Source organism: Mastigocoleus sp. MO_188.B34 (genome assembly GCF_030065675.1).
Classification (GTDB): Bacteria; Cyanobacteriota; Cyanobacteriia; order Cyanobacteriales; family Nostocaceae; genus Mastigocoleus.
On sequence record NZ_JASJDK010000094.1, the window covers coordinates 1 to 25,081 of the forward strand.

Annotated in this window: 15 protein-coding genes and 1 pseudogene; 7 read left to right on the forward strand and 9 right to left on the reverse strand. The window is 36.0% G+C overall.

The features are described 5' to 3' along the window. A partial coding sequence (locus tag QNJ50_RS19960; protein WP_300638488.1) for a hypothetical protein occupies positions 1-710 on the forward strand: 710 nt, incomplete at its 5' end. Positions 711-868: 158 nt separating this feature from the next. On the opposite strand, the gene QNJ50_RS28605 is transcribed toward QNJ50_RS19960, so the two are convergent. The 6 genes and pseudogenes from QNJ50_RS28605 to QNJ50_RS19985 all read right to left on the reverse strand — a co-directional run bounded on the left by QNJ50_RS28605 (position 869) and on the right by QNJ50_RS19985 (position 6,204). Further along, positions 869-1,156, reverse strand: a complete 288-nt coding sequence (locus QNJ50_RS28605) for a WYL domain-containing protein (RefSeq protein WP_366914300.1) — start codon at positions 1,154-1,156, stop codon at positions 869-871. 315 nt (positions 1,157-1,471) lie between these two features. Then, entirely contained in the window at positions 1,472-2,086 is a 615-nt protein-coding gene (locus QNJ50_RS19965; protein WP_300638491.1) for a heme-copper oxidase subunit III, read from the reverse strand. A 285-nt stretch (positions 2,087-2,371) separates the two neighbouring features. Beyond that, positions 2,372-4,015, reverse strand: a pseudogene (gene ctaD, locus QNJ50_RS19970) (cytochrome c oxidase subunit I); the annotation flags it as partial. Next, on the reverse strand, positions 4,012-4,944 hold the full coding sequence (locus QNJ50_RS19975; protein WP_300638495.1) for a cytochrome c oxidase subunit II: 933 nt from the start codon (positions 4,942-4,944) through the stop codon (positions 4,012-4,014). The pseudogene ctaD and the gene QNJ50_RS19975, both read right to left, overlap by 4 nt. A 157-nt stretch (positions 4,945-5,101) precedes the next feature. Beyond that, positions 5,102-5,707, reverse strand: a complete 606-nt coding sequence (locus QNJ50_RS19980; RefSeq protein ID WP_300638497.1) for a DUF2231 domain-containing protein — start codon at positions 5,705-5,707, stop codon at positions 5,102-5,104. After that, the gene (locus QNJ50_RS19985; protein WP_300638498.1) at positions 5,704-6,204 is read right to left on the reverse strand and encodes a DUF2231 domain-containing protein; all 501 of its coding nucleotides are present in this window, start codon (positions 6,202-6,204) and stop codon (positions 5,704-5,706) included. Before QNJ50_RS19985 ends, QNJ50_RS19980 begins: the two co-directional genes overlap by 4 nt. A gap of 875 nt (positions 6,205-7,079) precedes the next feature. Here QNJ50_RS19985 and QNJ50_RS19990 point away from each other — a divergent pair. Further along, complete coding sequence (locus QNJ50_RS19990; protein ID WP_300638500.1) at positions 7,080-8,798, forward strand: alpha/beta hydrolase; 1,719 nt, start codon at positions 7,080-7,082, stop codon at positions 8,796-8,798. A gap of 51 nt (positions 8,799-8,849) precedes the next feature. Here QNJ50_RS19990 and hemW read toward each other — a convergent pair whose 3' ends face one another. After that, positions 8,850-10,034: a radical SAM family heme chaperone HemW gene (gene hemW, locus QNJ50_RS19995; RefSeq protein WP_300638502.1), complete on the reverse strand. Its 1,185-nt coding sequence runs from the start codon at positions 10,032-10,034 to the stop codon at positions 8,850-8,852. 266 nt (positions 10,035-10,300) lie between these two features. On the opposite strand from hemW, the gene QNJ50_RS20000 reads away from it, so the two are divergent. Next, the gene (locus QNJ50_RS20000; protein WP_300638504.1) at positions 10,301-11,377 is read left to right on the forward strand and encodes a PIN/TRAM domain-containing protein; all 1,077 of its coding nucleotides are present in this window, start codon (positions 10,301-10,303) and stop codon (positions 11,375-11,377) included. A gap of 4 nt (positions 11,378-11,381) precedes the next feature. After that, the gene (locus QNJ50_RS20005) at positions 11,382-11,567 is read left to right on the forward strand and encodes a hypothetical protein (protein ID WP_300638506.1); all 186 of its coding nucleotides are present in this window, start codon (positions 11,382-11,384) and stop codon (positions 11,565-11,567) included. Between the two features lie 134 nt (positions 11,568-11,701). Here the strand turns inward: QNJ50_RS20005 and QNJ50_RS20010 are convergent, their stop codons facing one another. Both QNJ50_RS20010 and speD read right to left on the reverse strand, forming a co-directional pair. Continuing rightward, positions 11,702-12,088: a VOC family protein gene (locus QNJ50_RS20010; RefSeq protein WP_300638508.1), complete on the reverse strand. Its 387-nt coding sequence runs from the start codon at positions 12,086-12,088 to the stop codon at positions 11,702-11,704. Positions 12,089-12,296: 208 nt separating this feature from the next. Beyond that, positions 12,297-12,731, reverse strand: coding sequence for an adenosylmethionine decarboxylase (speD, locus tag QNJ50_RS20015; protein WP_300638510.1), 435 nt, complete (start codon positions 12,729-12,731; stop codon positions 12,297-12,299). Between the two features lie 1,605 nt (positions 12,732-14,336). Here speD and QNJ50_RS20020 point away from each other — a divergent pair. The 3 genes from QNJ50_RS20020 to QNJ50_RS20030 all read left to right on the forward strand — a co-directional run bounded on the left by QNJ50_RS20020 (position 14,337) and on the right by QNJ50_RS20030 (position 25,070). Continuing rightward, positions 14,337-17,360 carry a GAF domain-containing protein gene (locus QNJ50_RS20020; protein ID WP_300638512.1) on the forward strand — a complete coding sequence of 1,008 codons (3,024 nt, stop codon included), beginning with the start codon at positions 14,337-14,339 and terminating at the stop codon, positions 17,358-17,360. A 1,100-nt stretch (positions 17,361-18,460) separates the two neighbouring features. Further along, on the forward strand, positions 18,461-21,280 hold the full coding sequence (locus QNJ50_RS20025; RefSeq protein WP_300638514.1) for a GAF domain-containing protein: 2,820 nt from the start codon (positions 18,461-18,463) through the stop codon (positions 21,278-21,280). A gap of 763 nt (positions 21,281-22,043) precedes the next feature. After that, positions 22,044-25,070: a GAF domain-containing protein gene (locus QNJ50_RS20030; protein ID WP_300638516.1), complete on the forward strand. Its 3,027-nt coding sequence runs from the start codon at positions 22,044-22,046 to the stop codon at positions 25,068-25,070. Positions 25,071-25,081: the final 11 nt, after the last annotated feature.

The following is a 25,081-nucleotide window of genomic DNA, read 5'->3' on the forward strand; positions in this document are numbered from 1 at the left end:
TGGATAATCTACAAGTATGGAAATCTATTTATCCCAGCATTGAATTTGAATATCACAGACGATCTAAAATTAAACAACCAGAGCTTGAAATATTTGAAGGGATCAATCAACCTTTACCTTGGCAAAAAGTAGTTAAGTCGGCGTTACAAGAATTAGCGGCTCTTTTGGGGCATAATGTTGCTGTTGAGTTAGAACATTGGATTATCAGGCATTTTTTATACAAAGAAATTCATTGGTCGATGAATGCTTGGTCCTATGTTTTAGATCGAGCTTGTCAAAACTTTGATTATGATGAAAAACGAGTGGCTCCACCGGCAATTTTGACAATCATTCTTCCAGAAATTAAAAATCTGGTTCTTTATAAAAATATAGAAGAGCTGAGAGAAATTATAAAACGTATTTCTCCTCCTCCTGTTGGTGAAGATAAACCCCTGGGTATATGCAGTGATGCTTTATGGATTCAAGACATTGTTGAAGATGAGTCTATTATTAAAGCATTAAAAATTATTTCCAGTAAAACCAGTCCTCAAGAACGTAAAGAAATTGTTAGATGGGCAGAACTTCAAGCAGCAAAGCTAAGTACGGGAACAAGTTTAATTAATCCAGAAGATTTGAAAGGAGATAAATATTTACGGATTGAGCCACCTTTATTCGATTTTCCTTCCGTACTAGATGCTTCTCTTGTAGAAGATACAGACTTTACAATTTAACTTTAGCTTTTGCACCTCAGCGATCCCAAATATTAGGATTGCATATTTAGTTTAGGACATTGTTTGTTATTCATCTCCTGTCTAGTGTTCCCTATTTTCCTGTTACTCTTAGCAATAATAATGTTCTAATATTTTTTAGCTGTTCTGTGTTTTCTGTTTCATATTCCTTGTTCCCTGTAACCTTTTAAGAAAACAAATTTTTTTCCATAATTTCTATTACCTTTTTGATATTCTTTTCTAATTTCTTCAACAAACCAATCAGGTGTTAGTACTTGGGCGTTAGAACCATAGCATAGGATCCTTTGACGGAACCAGAAGGGATAGTCTTCTCGAGTAACAATTTCAACATGTTTGGCGATTAAATCACGTTTGATTACTGTTTCGTTTAGTCTGCGGGTCTGATAGTTTGCTAAACTTCCGCTCAGGCGATAGGTTATATCTCCAATTTATGATTATAAACTGATTAAAAACTTGAAGTTTCAATCAAAAACTACATTATGTTTTATCATGTCTATTACAGAATGTAGAAACAAATCAATAGCAAAGCCACACACGACATTACGATTGACCCGTCTCTACAAAAGATATATTCACTTTATAGCTTACGCACTTGTTATAAACATTCAGGTATCTGAAATTGATTCTTTGTGTTGCAGTGACTGTAATGACGTTGTCTGTGCATAAATTTTTGACCTGAAAATAACTGTAACTTGATAGCAATAAGCCAAGAAATGCTACTATCTTTTCTGTTTTTCGCAAAATTATTGCCACAGATAAATTAAGGCAAATAAAACAATCCAAATGATGTCAACAAAATGCCAAAATAATGAGGTTGCATTGATCCCAAAGTGACCCTTATCGTAGTTTCCTGGAGTGAAAGAACGAGTTAACATAATTCCCTGAAGTAAAATTCCGGTAAAAACATGCAAACCGTGAAACCCTGTTAGTAAATAGAACATTCCTCCATATATCCCAGAGGTAAAACCAAACTCAAGGTTACTCCACTCAATTCCCTGACCAATGAGAAAATAACTTCCCATCAACATTGTCAAGACTAAAAACAGGCGAAATTTATTTAAGTTGTTGCGAGCAAGTTCTTGTTCTGCTAGATAAATTACAAAGCTACTAGTAACAAGTACTACTGTATTAATTGCGGGTTCGCGAACCTCTAGTCCAGATACTCCTGGGGGTAACCAATCAGGTACTGTGGTTTTGTAAACTATATATCCAACAAAAAAACTCAAGAAAATAATGCTTTCTGAGAGTAAGAAGACGATAAAGCCAAACATGCTGTTTGCTTCTTCATCATGGTGGTGTTCTCCACCTGTTTGATATATAGGCTGTTGATACTCTTCGGAAATTATAGACCCTGTCATTGGTTATTCTCCTGTAGTGGGAACTGGGTATTGGTGACTGGGGATTGGGAAAGAGATTATAATTTCATTACCAATTACCAGCGACCAATTACAAATCATCAATCAAAACAAATCATCAATCAAACCAAATCATCAATCAAATTACTCGCGTTCGAGTCCATCTGCTGACAATATTTCTGATTCTTCTGCGCCAGATTCTTCTGGTTCAAATTCTTCTGCTTTAAATTCTTCTTCCTCTGATATTTCGTTGGCGAATACAGAAATTTTTTCGACTGTTTTCAGTGTTAAGGGTTCAGATTTACCATAACCATAGGGTTCTGAAATGACCACTGGAATCTCTTCGAAGTTTTCTACTGGAGGTGGTGAAGCAACTTCCCATTCCAAACCAATTGCTCGCCAAGGATTATCAGGTGCTTTCTCGCCTTGCATCCAAGAAGCTATCATGTTGAAAATGAAAGGTAAACTGGACATACCCAACAAAAAGGCTCCGAGGCTAGCAACTACGTTCCAAAATGTATATTCTGGAGCATAGGAAGAGACTCGACGTAACATACCGTGCAATCCTAAGGGATGCATAGGTAAAAAGTTAAGGTTAGTACCGATGAATGCTAAAGCAAAGTGTAATTGACCCCAACCTTCGTAATACATTCTTCCGGTCATTTTCGGGAACCAATGGTAGATGGCTGCGTACATCCCCATTGTTACCGTTCCGTAAAGTACGTAATGAAAGTGACCGACAACAAAATAAGTATTGTTGACATGAACGTCCACGGGTACTGAGGACAGCATAATCCCAGTAATACCAGCAAATACAAACATAACTAATCCACCCAAGGCGAATAGCATGGCTGTATTTAGTTTGATTTTACCCTTCCAAATAGTTGCAACCCAAGCAAATACTTTAATTCCTGTAGGTACGGAAACGCACATAGTCGAAAGCATGAAAATCATCCGCATCCAACCGGGGGTTCCGCTGACATACATATGGTGTACCCACACCAAACCACTCACCCCAGCAATCACCATCGATGAGATAGCGACTACTTTGTAACCAAACAGGGGTTTACGAGCATAGACAGGAAATATCTCGGAAAAGATACCAAAAACAGGCAGAATAATTACGTAAACTGCAGGGTGGGAATAGAACCAGAAAAAGTGCTGGAACATCACTGGATTACCGCCACCTGCTGGGTTGAAAAAGCTAGTACCAGCAGTGAGATCAAACAGTAGCATTACGGCACCTGCAGTCAATGCAGGCAACCCGAAAAGTTGGATAATTTGAGCACTGAATACAGCCCAGACAAAAATCGGCATGCGGAAAAATGTCATGCCTGGAGCCCGCATTTTGACTATAGTTGTGACAAAATTGACTGCGCCCATAATCGAAGATACCCCCGATATGGCAACAGCCAACAACCACACAACCTCACCATTAATCAAGCTACCTGTTGGATTTTGCACGCTTACGGGCGGATAAGACCACCAACCTGCTTGTGCTGGACCCCCAGGAACGGCAAAACTAACCATCAGTAAAACACCGACGACAGGTACCATCCAAAAAGCCGCAGCATTTAGACGAGGGAACGCCATATCTCGCGCGCCAATCATCAATGGAACGAGATAGTTCGCAAGACCAACCAAAGATGGGAATGTCCACAAGAACAGCATCACTGTTCCATGCATGGTGAACATACCGTTATAAATAGTACGGTCAACCAAGTCAGCTTCGGGAGTCATTAATTCACCCCGAAGAATCATCGCAAAAATACCACCCACCAAAAAGAAAATAAAAGAGGTGACAAGGTATTGAATGCCGATTACTTTGTGATCGGTACTGAAACTAAAATATTCCTTCCAATGTGTTGGCGGTTCGGAATAGGATGTCTCGCCAAAAATTTTAATGTCTGTATCGACGGAAATGTTTGTCATTTTTTATCTTCCTTTCCACCGGAATAATTAACCAGAGGAGGTTGTGCGGGAGCAACAGTAGCCCAGCCGTTAGGAAATCCAGACTCAGAAGCTTGAGCGTATTCCAAAGCCGCTTGATTTTTTGCTGGAGATAACTGAGTTCTCGCCGCAGCTTTCAACCATTTGTGATACTCTTCTGGGGATTCAACAATTACATTCGCTTCCATGGTGGCAAAATAAGTCCCGCTATACTGGGAATCAGTTAACCGATATTTACCCTCGCGTACTGGAGTAAATTCAAAGTCAATAGTAGTGTTGGGGATAATATCTTGCTTGAGTCGGAATCCAGGAATATAAAACCCGTGAATCACATCTTCTGACTGTAAAGCTAACCGCACGTGTTGATTCGCCGGTAAATGTAATTCAGTGCTAGTTACATTTCTTTCAGGATAATGAAATATCCAAGCCCACTGTTTAGCAGTAACATCAATATCTGTAACTGTTTGATTTGGATATTCTATGGTCGCAGCGTAGGCTGATTCAATTCCAGGTACCTGTAACTTCATCAACTCATCTGAACCTTGAACTCCCATTTGTTGATAAATTTGATAGCTGTAACCGGCAATCCAAAATACCAACATCACTGGAATTACTGTCCAGACAATTTCTAAAGTTAGATTTCCCTCTATTGGGGGTCCATCACTAGTATCATCGGGAGCAGCACGATGGAAGATCAGGGAATATACAACAACGCCCGTGACTCCTAAAAATATAAAAGCTCCCAGGGTGACCAAAAAACTGATTAAATTATCAATTAATACAGACTCAGCTGCACCTTGTGGTGGTAACCAGGAATAAGCCTGCTGACCTACCCATAAACTCGTAACCGTCAAAGCGATCGCACTCGCGATCAGTATCAGAATTCTTCTGAAAAAATTCCAGATGTTCATTTTTCATTTCCTTTGTTGGGGGTTGGGGATTTGTGACTGGGGATTAGCGACCAGGGATTGGGTAATGATTGATAAATTATTACTACTCCTTTCCTCCCTGCTCCCTTTCTCCTCTAATCCTCTTCTCTACTCCCTGCTCCCCGTTCTCTATATTTGTTCACTTCAACATTGCATTGAGATTTTCGCCTAAACGTAACAAGCGATCGGCTGTATTGTGAACGCCAAATTCTGCAGCAAGTTGTGCTCCTAAAGTTCCGTGTACATACATGACGAACATAATTACAGCACCTAAAGCTAAATAACTCCACTGCACTTGATTTTCAGCATTACAACGCAAAATAAAACGCTGAACGCCCCGCCAAACAGTCATACCAACAATCAGCGCAAATAAAATAACGCCCCCCACTCCATGCCAAAGCATTGTTTCCATTGCTTGCAGCCCCCAAGCACTTTCGAGTTCTGTGGGTGGCTGTGCCAGCATAATTTCGTAAAAACCGGCTGCTACAGTAAAAAAGGTAATGATGCTTGCAGCCACCATGTTGTACCAACCGACATCAAAAAAGTTGGAGCGACTTACAGGAATTTCTAAATATTTAAATACCCACTTTTGTAGGGGATAGAGAACTCCCAAAATATCAAACGTGATGCCGATAATGAATAAACCTATGGTTAAATGAACTAAATTAGGATGAATCGGAATCGAGTAGGGTAATCCGTTTGCACCTAATTGTCCTCCCACCTGCTCTATAAGTTCGGAGTTCATCGTAAAACCCCCTCCTTAATCGCTTCAACTACTGGTACGGTGTGAAGCCCGTAAACCCACACCAATTTATCTCCTAAATACACCTGCACAAATACTACAGCCGTTAGCACTAAACCCATTCCCAAAAATGAAAATGGAATTTTCTTCGGGTTACGTCGTCTAAGAACATAGCGCCAAGCTGTAACTGCAGCCAGAACTCCTGATAAAGACCAACCAATTAGGGTATGTAAGCTCAAAACTGATTGCGCCTGTTCATAAGGCTGCGCCAAACCTGCTTCAAACTGACCGAAAATAATAGCAACGAAGATGGAAATCGTAGCGATAAATATATTCCACCAACTTACCTCATGCAAACGTTCGTTACCGCTAAAGTAGCCAATAACATCACAAACAACAGCAAATAAGACCATCGCGATTACGAAATGTACCACAATCGGGTGAATCGTGTCGGGGTATGGTAAATTGTGGTCATTCAAAAACGGAAAATAATCAAGCATAGGCTTCTCCTGGACATTTATTCTGAAGCAATAACCAGAAGTACTTACTAAGAGGACAAGTTTACAAATCTACACTTTTAATAATTTATTCAGGTTTAGATATTTTTTATGTAACCCACGCAGCAAGCTCAAAAGAATATCTAGCTTGCTGATAACTTTTATGCTTGTTTATCTTGTTAGATGATGACGGAGCAAGGAATTTAGGGTATTAAAAGAGAACTAGCTTGGCAAAAATTCTCACAAATCTGCAATCAGTCTTGCTTTACGAAGAAAGAATTACAATACCTTTTCTTATCGGGTACTAATATCACTCCTACCATCCATACCCAATTGAGTTTGATATTTTTTTTCAGTACGATCTAATTTCACTTATTGAATACTAAATATTAATTGTTCAATATGTAAATGGAATAATAGAATACAGTTTTCAATTGGTTATATTGTTTTACAGCTATCCTTGAATATGAATTTATAAAGATAGAAGTGAATAAAATATTTGTAATATGTATTTTTCGTTATATATAATGATTTTCTTAAGTGTAGAATAAATTGAATATGTTTGAGCTTAATTAAGAAAAATGGTTTATATTCTATAGGGGTCATATTTTATTTGCGAGTCCAAAACTTCGCTAAAAAACTTCCGATTGCGTTGTATACCCATTACTACCTTTGGAAGCTGACACAAAATTGATTTTCATTAATTATTTAGGAACGCCATACATCAAGCTGCTGAGGAGTAACTAAAGAAGTTGATTCATACCATTAGTATTTTGGAAAAATTATATAAATCCTCGTGAAGTAAAATTTCTAAAATAAAGTCCCAAACTTAAAGTTTCACAGTTAAACTTTCAAGACTAAAGATTCAAGATTATTGTATGAATTACTTATTTTTTAGTTCATTGTTGACTTCTATCAAGGGTTCCTTTTCTAATTTACGTTCTAGACCCAAATTTTCCTTATGGCAAAAATGGGTATGGTGTACTTTAAATCTAACAATTTTACTTGTATCTCTAAATTCTCAGACCTTAGCTGCAAAAAGACTGAGTCTTTCTTTTGGGATTATTCAAAGATCTATTTCCATTGAATCTTTAGCATTTTATGCACGTACTGGCAAGCTAAACAATGAATTGAAAACATATTTTCAATATGCACCTCAAGAAAAATTAACCGAATTAAGACAGGTTCTCATAACTCCAATCCCTCTAACTAATGTAGAAATTTCCCAATTCCTTTACACACCGATTGGAGAAAATTTATTGGAAAAGTTAGAAAATATTATTCAGGGAGAATCTAGAGGAGTCAAAATTAGAGGTACGTCCCGCAGTGCTGGTTTTTACGCGATTCGAGCCGCACTAATTTTAGCAGCATCTGACTCTAAGGAATTTACCATTTTGGATATCCTAGAAAAATTTCCTTCTAATAAAATATCAATTGATTTAGCCCGCAGCTTGGAAATGGCTTTAGAAGTCAGATCTCTAATCAATCAAACACGTAAAGCAATTAAACTGATTGATAAAGAATCCCAGAAAGAAGTTAATATAAATATTGCTACAGATATATCTGCAATTTTAGCCGCAAATTTACGCAAATATGGCAATTATAACTGGCAAAAAAGCACAATTTCTCTTGTCGATCCCAATCGCTCTCGTAAATTTAATGCTGATATATATTTACCAGAAGTTGATCGGGAAAGTCCGGTAATTGTAATTTCCCACGGACTTGGTTCTGATCGCACAAGTTTTGTTTATCTTGCAAAGTACCTCGCATCCCATGGTTTTGTTGTTGCAGTACCGGAACATCCCGGAAGTAATGCCGAACAGTTACAAGCATTATTATCTGCCAATACGGACAAAATCACTAGTCCGAAAGAATTTATTGATCGACCCTTAGATATTAAGTATTTACTAGATAAACTTACTTCCCTATCTCAGACAGAAACATTATTCAAAGGAAAATTAAATATACAACAAGTGGGTGTAGTTGGACAATCTTTTGGTGGTTACACTGCTTTAGCATTAGCAGGAGCCCAAATTAATGTGGAGCAAATGAATAAAACTTGCTCTTCTTTGGAAGATTCCCTCAATGTTTCCTTGTTACTACAATGTTTGGCATATAATCTAAACCAATCGGAATATAACTTCTTCGATCCAAGAGTCAAAGTTGCAATTGCAATTAATCCGATTACTAGTAGCGTTTTTGGTCGAGATGGATTTAACCAAATTCGGATTCCAGTAATGATTATTTCTAGTAGTCTCGATAAAATTGCTCCTGCTCTTCCAGAACAAATTAAACCTTTTACTTGGTTACAAACACAGAATAAATATTTAGCTTTAATTGATGGTGGAACTCACTTTTCTACAATTGCAGAATCACCTGATGCAACAGTCCCCTTACCATCAGATATAATTGGTGCTTCACCAGAACTAGCACAAAATTATATTCAAGTATTAAGTAATACTTTTTTTCAAGCCTACGTAAATTCTAATGCTAATTATCGTCGCTACCTAGACAATGGTTATATCAAAACTATTAGTCGAGAACCTCTTCCCCTTAGTATTGTGCGATCACTCGATCTCGATCGCAAGAAAAAATAATTTGTATTTACTATCCGATTGAGAATAGTATTTTTAACATGCTTCATAACATCAAACTAACTTTTCAAATAACTTTGCTAGAATTACATTTGAAAATAAGAATCCTTCCGGGTCAGTCAAGCGCAATCTTCCTTTGATAACTTCTACCCAATTTTTCTCAACATAAGGTTGCAAAATTTGATCGATCTTATCTACCTTGTTTTGTTCAAAGTATTTTTTTAGACTTGCAATACTTACCCCTTCAGCCAAACGCAAACCCAACATTAAAGTTTCTAACAAAGCTTCATCTATGGGAGTTTCTTGACAATCTACAATACAGCCATTTTCTACCCAAGCATAATATTCTTTCGTTTTACGGGGACGAGTAAAACGTTTCCCCTCAATATAACTAGCTGCTCCCATCCCAAAACCATAGTAAGGACGATTTTCCCAATAAACTCGATTATGCCGACATTGGTGTCCCGAACGGGCATAATTAGAAATTTCATAATGCTCGTATCCCGCATCAGTTAAAGTATTTTGTGCCATGCGGTACATTTTTACAGTTATTTCATCTTCCGGTAAAGGTTTATTACCAGGTTGATAATAACGACCAAAAGCAGTTTGGGGTTCAATAGTTAGGTCGTATATTGATATGTGAGTTGGCGCAATTGCGATCGCTTTCTCCAAGGATTCGCGCCATATATCCAATGTTTGATGTGGTAAACCCGAAATTAAATCCATACTAAATTCTGGGATATCCACCTGGCGAATCAAATCAACCGCAGCAAAAATATCATCTACCGAATGGGAACGACCACAAGCTTGTAATAAATTTTCAGTGAAACTTTGCACTCCCAAGCTTACTCGATTGATCCCAGCATCGTGATAACCTTGCAAATGGAATAAATCAAAAGTTCCTGGATCTATTTCCATAGAAATTTCAGCATTTGCAGCAATCCCAAATCTTTCCTGAATAGTGTTAAGTATTTTTTGTAACTGTTTATTAGATAATAAAGATGGAGTTCCACCACCAAAGAAAATAGTTTCTATTGGTTGCTCAAAAGTCCTTGCAACAGTAATTTCTTGACACAATACTTCTACATATTGGGAGATAGTACCTGATTTTTCACCACGTAATTTATCGCCAATTACAAAAATTGGGAAGTCACAATAAAAACAACGTCGCCGACAAAAAGGAATGTGTACGTAAACAGAAGTTGGTATTTGCTGAGAAAAAGTAACTTTTTGATTCATTTTGAAAAAAAAATTCAAACATCTTTTTGTTTGAGAGAATAGGCAAGAAAATATTTATGATTTGGTGTTTTTTATCCTTTTCTATCCTTTTTACATAAATAGAAGAGAAGTATAAAGCATAAAACTATGAAGGTTATAATAATTGCAGAGACTGTTAAAGTCACCCGAATTCAGAGTGGAAATATTCTGAAATAACATCTAATTAGATGATACAAAAAATACCTCACTTTGTCGGGTCACAGCGCTGTAACAAAGCAATATAATTTATGCTTGACGCCATTATCATTTTTTCATTTATCCTGGCAGCAGCAGGCGTAGGATTCTACAGTACTGATTTACTGCCTGACGGTTCTTTAGACGGAGTAACAAATTTAGACGCTTTACGTTTAGTGGTTGCAACTTTTGCAGCTATCATTGGTGGTGCTGTTGGGCTGAGATTTCAGACGGGTTATCGTCGTTTGGAGTCACAAGTCCGAGAAATGCCCCTAGAAGCTATTTTGACTCGGGCAATTGGTTTAGTAATTGGGTTATTGCTAGCAAACTTAATGCTAGCTCCTTTGTTTTTACTTCCAATTCCCAATGATTTTAGTTTTATTAAACCATTAGTAGCCGTTGTTGGCTCAATTATTCTGGCGTATACCGGAATGAATCTGGCTGATACCCATGGTAGAGGTTTACTACGATTAATCAATCCCAACACCTTGGAAAGCATGGTTGTAGAAGGAACTTTAAAACCTGCTTCTACTAAAGTACTTGATACCAGCTGTATTATCGATGGTCGTATTGAAACATTGCTAGAAACTGGATTTCTAGAAGGTCAAATCATCGTACCCCAGTTTATTTTGCAAGAACTGCAGCAAGTTGCTGATGCTAGTAAAGACCAGAAACGGGTGAGGGGAAGACGAGGATTAGAAATTCTTAACCGGGTTAAAACAGATTATCCCGAACGGATTGTGATTAATCCTGTCAACTATGCAGATATTGCCACAGTAGATGCAAAACTAATCAAATTTGCTCAAGAAATTAGTGGTACCCTCTTAACCAACGATTACAATCTTTCTAAAGTTGCCAGCCTGCAAAAAATTCCAGTTTTAAATGTTAATGACTTGGTAAATGCGGTTCGTCCCACATATTTACCTGGTGATAACATTGACATCAAAATTCTTAAAGAAGGTAAAGAACCGTCTCAAGGTATCGGTTACTTGGAAGATGGAACAATGGTTGTAGTTGAAGAAGGAAGCAGTTATGTGGGTGGAGAACTTCGAGTAGTAGTTACCAGTGCATTACAAACTTCTGCAGGAAGGATGATTTTTGCTAAACCCCAAGCATCTGCTCTGACATGAAAGTATGGGACGCCAGCTTAGAACTAAACTTTGTAGTTGGTGCAGTCAGTCTGCACCGATTTTATATCGGGTAAAGTACGAAGAAGATGGGGACTGGGTGTTTGTTTGTTCTGAATGCTGGAATTTATTGAGTTCCAACAACCCCTTTTATTTGTATGGTGGTACATGGAAAGCAAAGAAAAAAAGATAAGCTCAATCCCCAATCCCTATATGGCTAACGCCACGCAATAACTACGTTACGCAATACCTAGAGCTGACCTACCTACGGATCCGGTACGCTACGCTAGGCACTAAGTGCTAACACCAATCCCTAGTCGCCAATCCCTACCTCTGATAAATTTCCAATGGTAAGCGATCGGGATCTTGAAAAAAAGTAAATTTTTTGCCTGTAATTTCATCAACACGAATCTTTTCCACTTCAACACCCTGAGATTTTAATTCCCCAACAGCTTGATCAATATCATCAACCTCGAAAGCTAAATGTCTCAAGCCACATGCTTCTGGTCGATCTACTCTTTGGGGAGGATTTGGAAAAGAAAATAATTCTATTTGGCTATTATTGCCTACCTGTAGATCGAGTTTATACGAATTTCTTTCGGAGCGAAAAATTTCGTTAATAATCTGAAAACCTAAAACTTCGGTATAAAATTTCTTGGAACGTTCGTAATTAGAGCAAATAATTGCTACGTGGTGAATCCTTGTGGTTTTCATAAGTACTGCTATTGAGCCTCCCAAGAGCACAGCTTATGATATCGTAAAACTTTTGGGAAATTGGTCTTTCAAAACCGTGAGAAAAGGCGATACGGGACAGTTTATGATCTATGGGGAGTTTAGAAAAATCTTGATCGCTAGAAAATATTTTTTCATTTCAACTCCCACATTATCTCGATCGCCTAGTATTGGTGTAATAAATTTTCGACTAAGCTTGTGTCGCCATTAAGCTTTCTTCCAAGCCTTTTTGAATTTCTGGTGAGATTCTACCCCTTGGAAGAGTCAACAATACGTGCTTATTTGCTTGAAAAGCTTTAGTTAGATAATTACAAGCTTTTTCTGGCTGTGCGTGTTCACCACAGGTAAACATATCTATCGCCACATAACCAATTTCGGGCCATGTATGCACGGAAATATGAGATTCCGCTAAAAGCGCTAAAGCCGTTATCCCATAAGGTTCAAACTGATGTGTTACTTCCTTAAGAAGTGTAGATTTGGCTTCTTTTACTGCTTCTACTAATGCTTGACTAATAAACTCAAAATCATTGAGCAAATGATTTGGACATTCGTAAAGTTCGAGGATGCAGTGGCTACCAACAGGAACCAAAGGCTGATTATTTGGCGCGTTAGATGGATTGTTCAATTTTTAGTTCACCTTTAGATTGCAATAACCTGGCTTGTATGAACCTTCGGCATCAAATGCACTATGGCTATTTCTTTGCTTTCAAGTTCGTTCTTTTACTTGAAATTCTGTGGTTTGCAAGTACACAGAATAACTATTATGACATTATTTTTGCTAATTTATGTATATTTTTTTATTTGCCTTCCAGATAAATGATCGACATATATGGAGATATTTACAAGCTCAGGAACTCCATAAACTTTATAAATGTAGATGATTGGCAAATATTCTTGAAGTTTTAATTAAGTGTTTTGTGATATTTCAGTTGGGCTCTGAAAGCTACTATTATTCACTATCTTGAATTCCTAATAACACTCGACTGATAATTATTTTTTATAAAAATAAATCAATGTGATCGCAATAATTCACTGATGCTCGTAAAAAGAAAATAGAGCAGTCAAAATATAGTTATTCTTTATCAAAGTACCAAAGACAACTATAAAAATTACTTGATTTGAATGTGTAAACTTGTAGTTACATATTTCTTTACCAAAACAAATCATTCAATTAGACGTATTTACTTTTTTACGCAATCATGTAATTGTAATGTTTTTTGTAGTCTGAAATACCTTTATTCTGACCTGTGACTGTAATTATTTAATATTTATTTTTTTTGTATTTTATAATACTTTTTAGTGATTATTTGATTGCCTGAGATAATTAAGCTTCTGTATATAATTTATTCAGATGTATTATGATATTTCTGAAAGATTTCAACTGTATTCAGATGACATTGCATAAAAAGAATATTATTATGTATGAGAAGAACGAACTATCATCAATTACGAAAAAGGTAAGCTAGTAAACATAAATAAAATTCTAATGTAACAAATCTCATAAATTGAATATTAATAGAGCTTTAAAGGTCATGAATTATGCTCATATTTAAATAAATTTCATTTTAAAGTGACCTAATAGCTAAGTATAAAAGCTTAAGATTCAGTTACATGTATTTTAATTATTGATAAGTAGGTTTTTTGTATATATTTACCAATAAAATAGTATGGGTGCAAAAAAGTAACCTGATTTAATTTAATCAATAAGTCCAACTTTATAAGAATTTTGGAGCGGTAATAATTTTGTACAATCAATCTTATTTATTTGTCAGATAAATTGCAATTCAAAAACATAAATAATTTTTATTTACATTATTTATATCCCATTAAAGTATGAGTATAATAATAATTTATCCTATCTATTTTAAAGAAAATTATAAAATTTGTACAACGATAAGCTTCACATAATAAGCTGAGTTTTACCAAAATTCATTAGTTTTATGCCTTATTTTAGATCAAGAAAAAAATAAAATTTTTATGAAAAAATAAAGGTCATAAAAATACCTTCAATTCATGAGATGGTTATTATTTATTTGCTTTTTTGTATAGCTGAAAATATATAAAACATATAAAGCAAATAAATAATAACCATCATTAAGTTAAACCAATAGACAATAGATTCAAGAATACAGTTCTAATATTTGATCTAACTTTATTCAACAACATCTAAATATTCAGTCAAAATACTTGCTTTTCAAAACTCTTGTAGAAAAACCTAATGCTAGAAACTATGCAGTCATATTCAACCGAAATAGAAAAACAGCAAGATACTTTCATTGCTCAACTTCAAGAGGAGTTAGAACAGCAGAAAGTTCTGACGGACGCAATTGGGAAAATTCGAAAACCCCTCGATTTAAACACTACACTTCAAATTACTACTACTCAAATACGACAATTATTAAATGTTGACAGAGTCGCAGTTTTTCAGTTTTATCTTGAGAAAACGTGGGAAGGAGAATTTATCTGTGAAGATGTTGCAGCAGGTTGGAGTTCAGTAACAGCAGAAAAACTCTATGATCGCAATTTCGGAGAACAATTTGCCCTTCACCATTTTGAAACAGAGACCCAAGCAATTAGAGATATTTACGCTGCGGGGTTAAGCGATTCTCATGTAGAAATTCTGAGTAGATTTCAAGTAAGGGCGAATTTAGTTGTTCCTATAGTCAAAGATGAGAAAGCATGGGGACTATTGTGCATTCATCAATGTAATAATACCCGCGAGTGGAAAAATTCTGAGATTAAATTTGCTAAATCAATTTGTAATAATTTAACTCTTGCAATCGAACAAGCAGAGTATCTCCAACAAGTAGAGTTACAGACAGTAAAACTTACTCAAGCTGCTCAACACCAGAAAGTCATATCTAAAATAGTTGAAAAAATCCGTCAGTCACTTGATATAGAAGTCATTTTTTCAACAACTACACAAGAAGTAAGACATATTCTCCAAGTTGATCGCGTTGTTATATTCCGTTTTAACTCTGATTGGAGTGGTAATTTTGTTGCAGAATCATTTGATGAACACTGGATATCTTTAGTTGGGGCATATCCAGTAATAAATGACACTTACCTACAAGAGACAAAGGGAGGGCGTTATGCTAACAATCAGACTTTAACTGTTAATAATATATATGAAGCTGGGCTTAATGAGTGTCATATAGCTTTGCTAGAACAATTTCAAGCTCAAGCATTTACTACTGCTCCAATCTTACAAGGCGATAAACTCTGGGGGATTATTGGTGCATACCAAAATACAGGTCCTAGAGCCTGGCAAGCTGATGAAGTTGATTTACTAGCCCAGGTTGGTTCTCAGTTGGGTGTGGCTTTAAGTCATCATGAATTGCTAGCAAAAGCTGAGTACCAAACAGAGCAACAGAAAGCATTAACTACGGTAATTACTCGTATTCGGGAATCTCTTAAGTTCAACACCATTTTTCGAACTACTGTTGTAGAAGTACGTCAGTTGCTTCAAGTAGATAGGGTCGCAATCTTTCGTTTCAACCCAGACAACGATTGGGAAGGAGAAATCATCCATGAAGATGTAGGCTTGGGTTTTAGCTCAGCAATTACGGAGAAAGTTTACGATCGCTGTTTTAGTGAAAACTTTGCACCACTTTATCGCCAAGGTCGAGTAAATGCGATCGCTGACATTTATCAACATGATTTCAAAGAATGCTACATAAAAATCCTAGAACGATTTCAAGTCCGTGCAAACATTGTTACACCCCTACTTAAAGAAGGTGAGTTATGGGGACTCCTGTGCATTCATCAATGCAGTAGACCCAGAGAGTGGAAAAATAGTGAAATTGAATTTGTCTATCAAATTGCCGAACAATTGGGAGTCGCTTTAAAACAAGATTCTTACTTGAAAAAAGTCAAAGCACAAGCAGTTCAGCTAGCAGAAGCCAAAGAACGCGACAAAGCCATGGAAAGGCAGAAGTTGTTAGCTATGACTGTGGATAAAATCCGTCAGTCACTTGACATTGAAACTATTTTTACAGCTACGACTCAAGCAGTCAGAGAATTACTCAAAGTAGAGAGAGTTGCAATCTACCGCTTTGATTCGAATTGGAGAGGAAAATTTGTTGCAGATTCTTTTCAGGATGGTTGGGAACCCTCATCAAACTCGCAATCATTAATGATGCCAACTTTTTTAGATGTGGACAATGAAAACCTTCCCCGCAACGAAATTTTTGTTCCCATATCCCAAGGTGATAAGTTATGGGGTTTGCTAGTCGCCAATCAAACTTCTCAACCTCGTGTTTGGAAAAATGAAGAAGTCGATTTACTAGCTCAAGTCGGTGTGCAGTTAGGAATTGCGATTCAGCAGGGAGAACTGCTCCAACAAACCAAAGAGCAAGCCACACAACTTACTAGTGCTTTGCAGGAAATTAAACAAACTCAGGATTATTTGATCCAGGGTGAAAAAATGGCAAGTTTATGGGAATTATTTGCTGGTGTCGCCCATGAAATTAATAATCCCATTAATTTTATTCTCAGCAACCTCACTCACATGAGAAAATATGCCCAACATCTACTGCAGATGGTAAATAACTACCGTGAGCATTCTCCAGATAAATTATTAAATATTCAAGGGCAAGTAGAAGAGCTTAATTTAGATTTTATAACTGAAGATCTACCGAAGATGCTTTACTCTATGGAACTTGGAGCAAAACGCATCAATCAGATTGTTCTTTCACTACGAAACTTTTATCGAACAGATGAAGCTGAGTTAAAAACAGTCAACATCCATGAAGGATTAGATAATACTTTACTTATTTTAGGGCATCGTTTGAAAAAAAATGAACGTTATCCAGGAATCAAAGTTATTAAACTCTATGGCAAACTACCTTTAGTTGAATGTTATCCCGCCCAATTAAACTTAGTATTCATGAATATCTTGGCAAATAACATTGATACTTTGGAGCAGAAGTTTATAAGCACAAAACAAAAATACTCAAAATCTAATACAGAAAATCCCGTTCTTCCTTTATCTATCTGCATTATCACCGAATTGGTTGATGACAAAGTTACGATCAAAATTACAGATAATGGTTTGGGGATGCCAGAATTTGTACGCCAACGGATTTTTGAACCCTTTTTCACCACCAAAGAATTAGGTCAAGCAACAGGATTAGGATTATCTATCTCTCGTCAAATAGTGGTTGAAAAACACAAAGGTCAAATTAAATGCTCTTCTCAGTTAGGACAGGGAACAGAATTTCTAATTGAAATCCCCGTTAAACATAATTCCTGAAGTCATTATTGCGGGACTAACTATTCCCAATAACAATAACAGAAAAGTTATTTACCTCAAATTTTTGATTATCGTAGTAACTGTACATCTCTTTCTTCTCCTTCTTAACTGTAATTCTCTAAATTTAATTTTCTAACTTTCAAACATCCAAACCTCAAGTCCTCAAAATTTGGTTTATGGATATAGCACTATGTTTTGTGGTCAGGAAATTTTCTCCTTTAGCCCTTACCTACAAGAAAAAATATGATTTCCTAACTTCTATCCTTATTGGGATATATTTCCAGATCGAATTTACTATTCCTTAGTAAGGTTATCGCTAATAAATATTTTTGAAATGAATGTTGATAATTATTTTACTTTCTTGATTGAAATTGGACCTATAATTTAAGTTCGCTTTCGGCTAAAAAGTTATATATTTTCCTGTGTTAATAAGAAAAATCAAGGGATTAATTTCAGATAAAATAAAGCTAAAGCTATATTTAGCAAGTAAAAAATACCACTATAAAGTGTATTGTCAATGTAGAGTTTTCTGTAATAAGTGCTTAAAAAATAACACATATAAAAGTTGAGTATTATACTTAACAATGATGTTAATGTATATTTAAAATATATTTACTCGTGATAAATAGTAACTTAAGTTATCCTAGTATCTCTTTATGTACCCGAGTCTGCTCGTGTACTTGAAATTACTATTTATATGGCATCAAACATGGTGTATGCTGCAGCTATGCTGTTAATAGAAAACTTGTATATAAAAACAACTGATTTATTGATTATTTGTTTTACGAAAGCATGTTACTTGACATCTTGTACCAAAAATCATCTAGAAGAATAGAAATTGTAATACTTATATCTTAACAAGGGAAATAAAGAATTTTGGAATTTTTATCCCATCAAAGGCTATTCACAATTCGAAACTTTGAATCTCAGCAAGAAGGGAAAATGTTATTTTTTCGTGTGAGTGATGCTACTTTATTTTGTAGAGAAAAGTAATAACGCTTATTTCGCAGTCATTACAGTTATCTAAATATTTGACTCAATCCCTATTAATCGATCTCTAACAAAACTCAATATAGAAAAAATTTCTCCTTTTAAACATTATGCAAGCCTACCCCAACAATTCCACAAAAGTAGAAAAAAAGTTAAATTTTTCCATCGCTCAACTTAAGGAACAACTAGAACAGCAAAAAGCGTTAGCGAGAGTAATTCAGCGAATTAGAAAATCCCTCGATTTAGATACTATTTTTCAAACCACTGTTAAAGAAGTACGCAATTTACTCGATTGTGATAGAACTGCTGTCTTTAGGTTTTACCCCCAAAACAACTGGGAAGGAGAATTTCTTTCTGAGAGTGTTGCAAGTGGTTGGGATTCGGTTGTCGAAGCAAAAGTCCAGGATCACTGCTTTGGAGAACAATTCGCAGCCCAGTACTTTCAAGGTAGATGTCAAGCTGTTGCAGATATTTACTCCGCAGGACTGAGCAAATGTCATGCAGAAATTTTAGCTAAATTCCAGGTGAGGGCAAATTTAGTAGTTCCTCTACTGCGAGAAAATGAGCTATGGGGATTGCTATGCGTTCATCAATGTAGTGATGCTCGCGAGTGGAAAAAATCTGAAATCGAATTTGTTAAACTAATTGCCGAACATTTAACTGTTGCAATTCAACAAGCTGAGCATTTAAACAAGGTGAAATCTCAGGGAACCAAACTAGTTCAGGGAGCTCAAAGAGATGAAGTAATTGCACAAATTATTGAAAAAATTCGTCTATCACTGGACATTGATTCAATTTTTAAAACTACAACCCAGGATATAAGAGAGTTATTACAAGCTGATCGCGTAGCGATATTTAAGTTTAATCCGGACTGGAGTGGGGATTTTGTTGCTGAGTCATTTGCGAAAGGTAGTAGCCCTTTAGTTGGTGTCCAACCTACAGTCAATGATACTTATTTACAAAAAACCCAAGGGGGACGTTACGTTCGTAATCAAACATTCTCTGCTGATGATATATATCAAGCAGGCTTAACTGATTGTCATGTTACTTTACTGGAACAGTTTGGTGCTAGAGCCTTTTCCACTGCTCCGATTTTTCAGGGAGATAAACTTTGGGGAATAATTGCAGCTTATCAAAATACCTCTTCAAGATTATGGTTGCAGTATGAGATCGATTTACTTGCGCAAGTGGGAACACAAATTGGTGTAGCACTACGACATCACGAACTATTGACCCGAACTCGACATCAAGTAGAACAACAAAAAGCGTTAACTAATGCACTCGTCCGCATTCGTAAATCTCTAGACTTAGATACAATTTTTCAGGTGACTGTTGCGGAAGTAAGACAGATGGTGAAAGCCGATCGAGTCGCAATCTTTCGCTTCGACCCCCAAAAAGATTACCAAGGGAAATTTATCTACGAAAATGTCGCTGAGGATTTTAATTCTGTTTTTACAGAAAAGTACTACAATTATTGTTTTGAAGAATCCCACCATACAGGCAAAATTGAATCCTTTGTAGACATTAGAAAGGTTAAACTCAACGAACGCTATGCCCAGATTTTAGGTAAACTCCAAGTTAGAGCAAGTTTGCTCGTTCCACTGTTCAAGCAGGGTAAATTGTGGGGTTTGTTATGCATTCATCAATGTAGCAACACGCGTAATTGGGAGTTAGAAGAAGTTGAATCTGTCAAACAAATTGCAGATAATCTAGCAGTTGCTTTGCAACATAACGAACTTTTAGTAGAAGCTCAGAACCAAGCACAACAACAGAAGGACTTAACTAGTGCGATTGTTCAAATTCGCCAGTCTTTAGATTTAGATAGTATTTTTAAAACTACAGTCAAAGAAGTACGTCAATTACTCAAAGCCGATCGAGCAGGAATATTCCGTTTTGATGCTGACAACAACTGGGAAGGAGAATTTATCCACGAAGATGTTGCTGAAGGTTTGAGTTCAGCGATCGCAGAAAAGGTTTACGACCACTGTTTCAGCGAAAATTTTGCACCTCTTTATCGTCAAGGTCGGGTAAATGCGATCGCCGATATTTACCAACAAGACTTTAAAGATTGCTACATACAAATTTTGGAACGATTTCAAGTACGAGCAAATATTGTTGCTCCTTTACTGAGAGAAGGTGAGTTGTGGGGTTTACTTTGCATTCACGAATGCAATGAACCCCGGGAGTGGGAATTCTTTGAAATTGAATTCGTCGGTCAAATTGCAGATCAATTGACGGTAGCATTCAAGCATGATGCTTATTTGAAGAAAGTCCAGTCTAATTTGGACTTCATTAATGACAATTTACCCAAGACCCTCGACTCAATGGAAAGCGAGGTGGATCGTATTAGCCAAATAATGATGTCGTTACGAAATTTTTGTCGTCCTAATGAAGCTGAATTAACATCATTAAATATTCATCAATCACTGGATAATACTTTGTTAACTTTAGAACATAGGTTGAATAAAACTGACGATTTTCCAGGTATTAAAGTTATCAAAAAATATGGTCAATTACCATTAGTTGAAGGCTATTCCAGCCAACTTAATCAAGTATTTATGAGTATCTTTAGTAATAATGTTGATTCTTTAGATAAAAAGTTTAGAGCAATTCAACAGAAATATCAAAACCTATCAACAGATTGTCCCCAAATTCCCCTATACATTTGGATTAAAACCCAAGAAAAAGACGAAAAAATTAGAATTGACATTACTGATAATGGTCTTGGGATTGCTGAATCTTTGCGCGAATATGTTTTCGATTCTTCATTGAATATGGAACCAGAGAATCAAAATACAGAAAAGGGTTTACCAATTTCTCGCCAAATTATCAACGAAAAGCATAATGGTAAAATGATATGCTCTTCCAAGCCAAGACAAGGAACAGAATTTGTGATTGAAATTCCTGTGAAACAGACTATTAGTAGTTGAGTGACGAGTAAAAAACAATGAGCAATTATTACTAATTTCTCTAATTAAAACCAATGATATTGATAAGCATCCCGCTTGACTGTAAGAGTATTATATTTGTCAGTAATGACAAGATTATTTATTGATTTTTCTTATATTTATCCGGGTTGCAAAAAAAGCCCGGGTATTTTTTTTCATTTAATTCTACAGAGTAAAATCAGTTTTTTTCAATATTTGTTATAGCAATAAATTATTGTATTTGGGCAGAGGTAAATCGATTGGTAGATGCGGTATGTCACGATTAGGAATTAAAATCATTGCCCCATTTAAAAACCCAGAATTACATAAAATTTTGCTACTAAAATTGTTTTTTAAGTTAAACATAATGACAATTAAGAATCATTAAAGTAAAGGATATTGAAACTATTCTTATTTGTTTAAACCATCAAATTAATGCTAACATTGCAAGTAATTTAACTTACATAAGTTTAGTTGTCATAGTTCTTATGTATCAACAAAATGATACATAAAATTATTAATAAATTAAGGGAGAATACTCAATGATGACAAAATAAACTACTTCAAGAAGTGGCAAAAAATCTTAAAAAAATATTATTTTTTTAGTAAAATAAAAGATAAACTCTGAAGAGCAGTTTTTTGATAAATCATTTTTGATAAATCATTGAAAAATATTTTAATGATTTTATATAACAAATTATTTTGTTTCTTTTTTTGGGATGATTGCTGTTGTTTTGCAACAGCAAAATAATAATTATAACTAATTATGCAACCTTATTTCATAATAGAAGCTGAAGAACAGCTAGATTTTTCCATTGCTCAATTTCAAGATCATATAGAACAGCAAAAAGCTTTAGCGGGATTGATTAAGCGAATTCGAGAGTCATTGGATTTGGATACGATTTTCCAAACCACTGCGACAGAAGTACGCCGATTGCTTAATGCTGATAGGGTTGGAGTTTTCCAGTTTTACCCGGAAAAAGATTGGGAAGGAGAATTTGTTTTTGAAGATGTTGCAGAAGGTTGGGCTTCAGCAATAGAACAAAAAGTCTACGATCACTGTTTTGGAGAACAATTCGCCGTTCATTATTCCCAAGGTAGGATACAAGCCATTGCTGATATTTACGCATCAGGACTGAGTCGTTGTCATGAAGAAATTTTAGCGAGATTTCAGGTCAGAGCAAATTTAGTACTTCCTTTGCTGAAAAATAAGCAATTATGGGGATTGTTGTGCATTCATCAATGTAGTGAAACTCGAGACTGGAAACCCTCTGAAATCGAATTTGTGAAAATAATCGCTGACCATTTGACAGTTGCGATTCAACAAGCCGAATATTTTAACCAGTTAAAATTACGAACGATAAAACTGACTAAGGCAAATCAACACCAGACATTAATCAGACAGGTGATTGAGAAAATACGTCAATCTCTTGATATTGATACAATTTTTTCAACAACTACTGAGGAAACTAGACAAATCCTTCAAGCAGATCGCGTTGCTATATACCGCTTCGATAGCGATTGGAGTGGTAATTTTGTTGCTGAATCATTTGATAAAATTTGGACCCCATTGGTTGGGGTACATACCGAAATAAAAGATACTTATTTACAAGAAACAGAAGGAGGACGTTACGCTAATAATGAGGTTTTTACAATTGATAATATCTACCAAGCTGGACTCAGTCATTGTCATATAGAATTATTAGAACAGTTTCAGGCTCAATCATTTACCACAGCTCCAATTTTCCAAGCAAATAAGCTTTGGGGAGTTATTGCTGCATATCAAAACTCTTCCCCAAGAAAATGGGAAGCTGATGAAATTCAACTCTTAGCCCAATTGGGTTCTCAAATGGGTGTGGCTTTATATCATCATGAATTATTAGCTAATGCTCGGTATCAAGCAGAGCAGCAAAAAGCATTAACTGGGGTAATTAGCCGAATTCGAGAGTCTTTGAAATTAGATACTATCTTTCAAACTACTGTGCTGGAAGTTCGTCAGTTACTCAAAGCAGATCGTGTAGGAATTTTCCGTTTCGATCCTAAAAATAACTGGGAAGGAGAATTTATCTACGAGGATGTAGCTTTGGGCTTTAATTCAGCCATCAGAGATAAAGTTTACGATCATTGTTTCAGTGAAAACTTTGCCCCTCTTTATCGTCAAGGTCGGGTAAATGCGATCGCTGATATTTATCAGCATGAGTTTAAAAGTTGTTATATACAAATTTTGGAACGATTCCAAGTTCGTGCAAATATTGTTGCACCTTTACTTAAACAGGGTGAGTTATGGGGACTACTGTGCATTCATCAATGTAGTAGACCTCGTGACTGGGAAGCTTCCGAAATTGAATTTGCTTATCAAATTGCCGAACAATTGGGAGTAGCCTTAAAACAAGACACATATTTGCAGCAAGTCCAAACTCAAGCAGTTGAACTAGCACAAGCTAGAGAACGCACTAAGGCGATGGAACGGCAGAAATTGTTAGCTGTAACAGTAGATAAAATCCGTCAATCCCTTGACATTAAAACAATTTTTAAAGCTACAACTCAAGCAGTAAGAGAGTTACTTAAAGTAGATCGAGTCGCAATTTATCGCTTTGATTCCAATTGGAGGGGGAAATTCGTTGCAGATTCATTTAAAGATGGTTGGGAACCTTCAGCTATTGTGCAACCATTAATAATGCCAGCAATGTCTGATACAGACGACAATAATCTACCACGTAACGAAACTTTCGTTCCCATATCCCAAGGTGACAAATTGTGGGGTCTATTAGTTGCTTATCAAACTTCCCATCCAAGGATTTGGAAAGATGAAGAGGTGGATTTACTTGCTCAAGTCGGGGTGCAATTAGGAGTTGCAATTCAACAAGGAGAATTACTCCAACAAACAAAAGACCAAGCAACAAAGCTTGAGGAAGCTTTAAAAGAAATCAAACAAACCCAAGATTATTTAATTCAGGGTGAAAAAATGGCAAGTTTAGGAGAATTACTTGCGGGTATCGCCTATGAAATTAATAATCCTGTTAACTTTATTCTTGGTAACCTCACTCATATGAGGAGATACGCGCAACAGTTATTACAAACAATAAATATTTACCGCGCAAATTCTCCCGATACACTATCCAGCATTCAGGAACAAGTGGAAGGACTTGGTTTGGACTTCATTAATGAAGACTTACCAAAAATGCTCTATTCCATGGAAATTGGAGCAAAACGTATCAATCAAATTATGCTTTCGTTGCGTAATTTTGCTCGCGCAGATGAATCCAAGTTAAAAGCAGTAAATATCCACGAAGGATTGGATAATACTTTAATGATTTTAGGGCATCGATTAAAACCTAATGGTAAATATCCAGGAATTGAGGTAACCAGAAAATACGATCGCTTACCACTGGTTGAATGCTATATTGCTCAACTCAATCAGGTTTTTATGAATATCCTTGCAAATAGCATCGATACTTTAGAACAAAAGTTTGCCAACGTTAAACAAAAGCATTTAAATACTGGTAATGAATGTCCAGAAATTCCTCTATCTATCTGCATTGTTACCCAAGTTATTGATGACAGTGTTTTGATTAAAATTACTGATAATGGTTTGGGAATGCCAGAATTTGTTAGCAAACGTGTTTTTGAACCCTTCTTTACCACTAAAGATGTGGGTCAAGGAGCAGGGTTAGGACTATCGATTTCCCATCAAATTGTTGTTGAGAAGCACAAAGGTCAAATCCAATTTAAATCTCAATTGGGACAAGGAACAGAATTTCTCATTCAAATCCCAATAAAACATAACGTTTGAGAAGTAGGGAT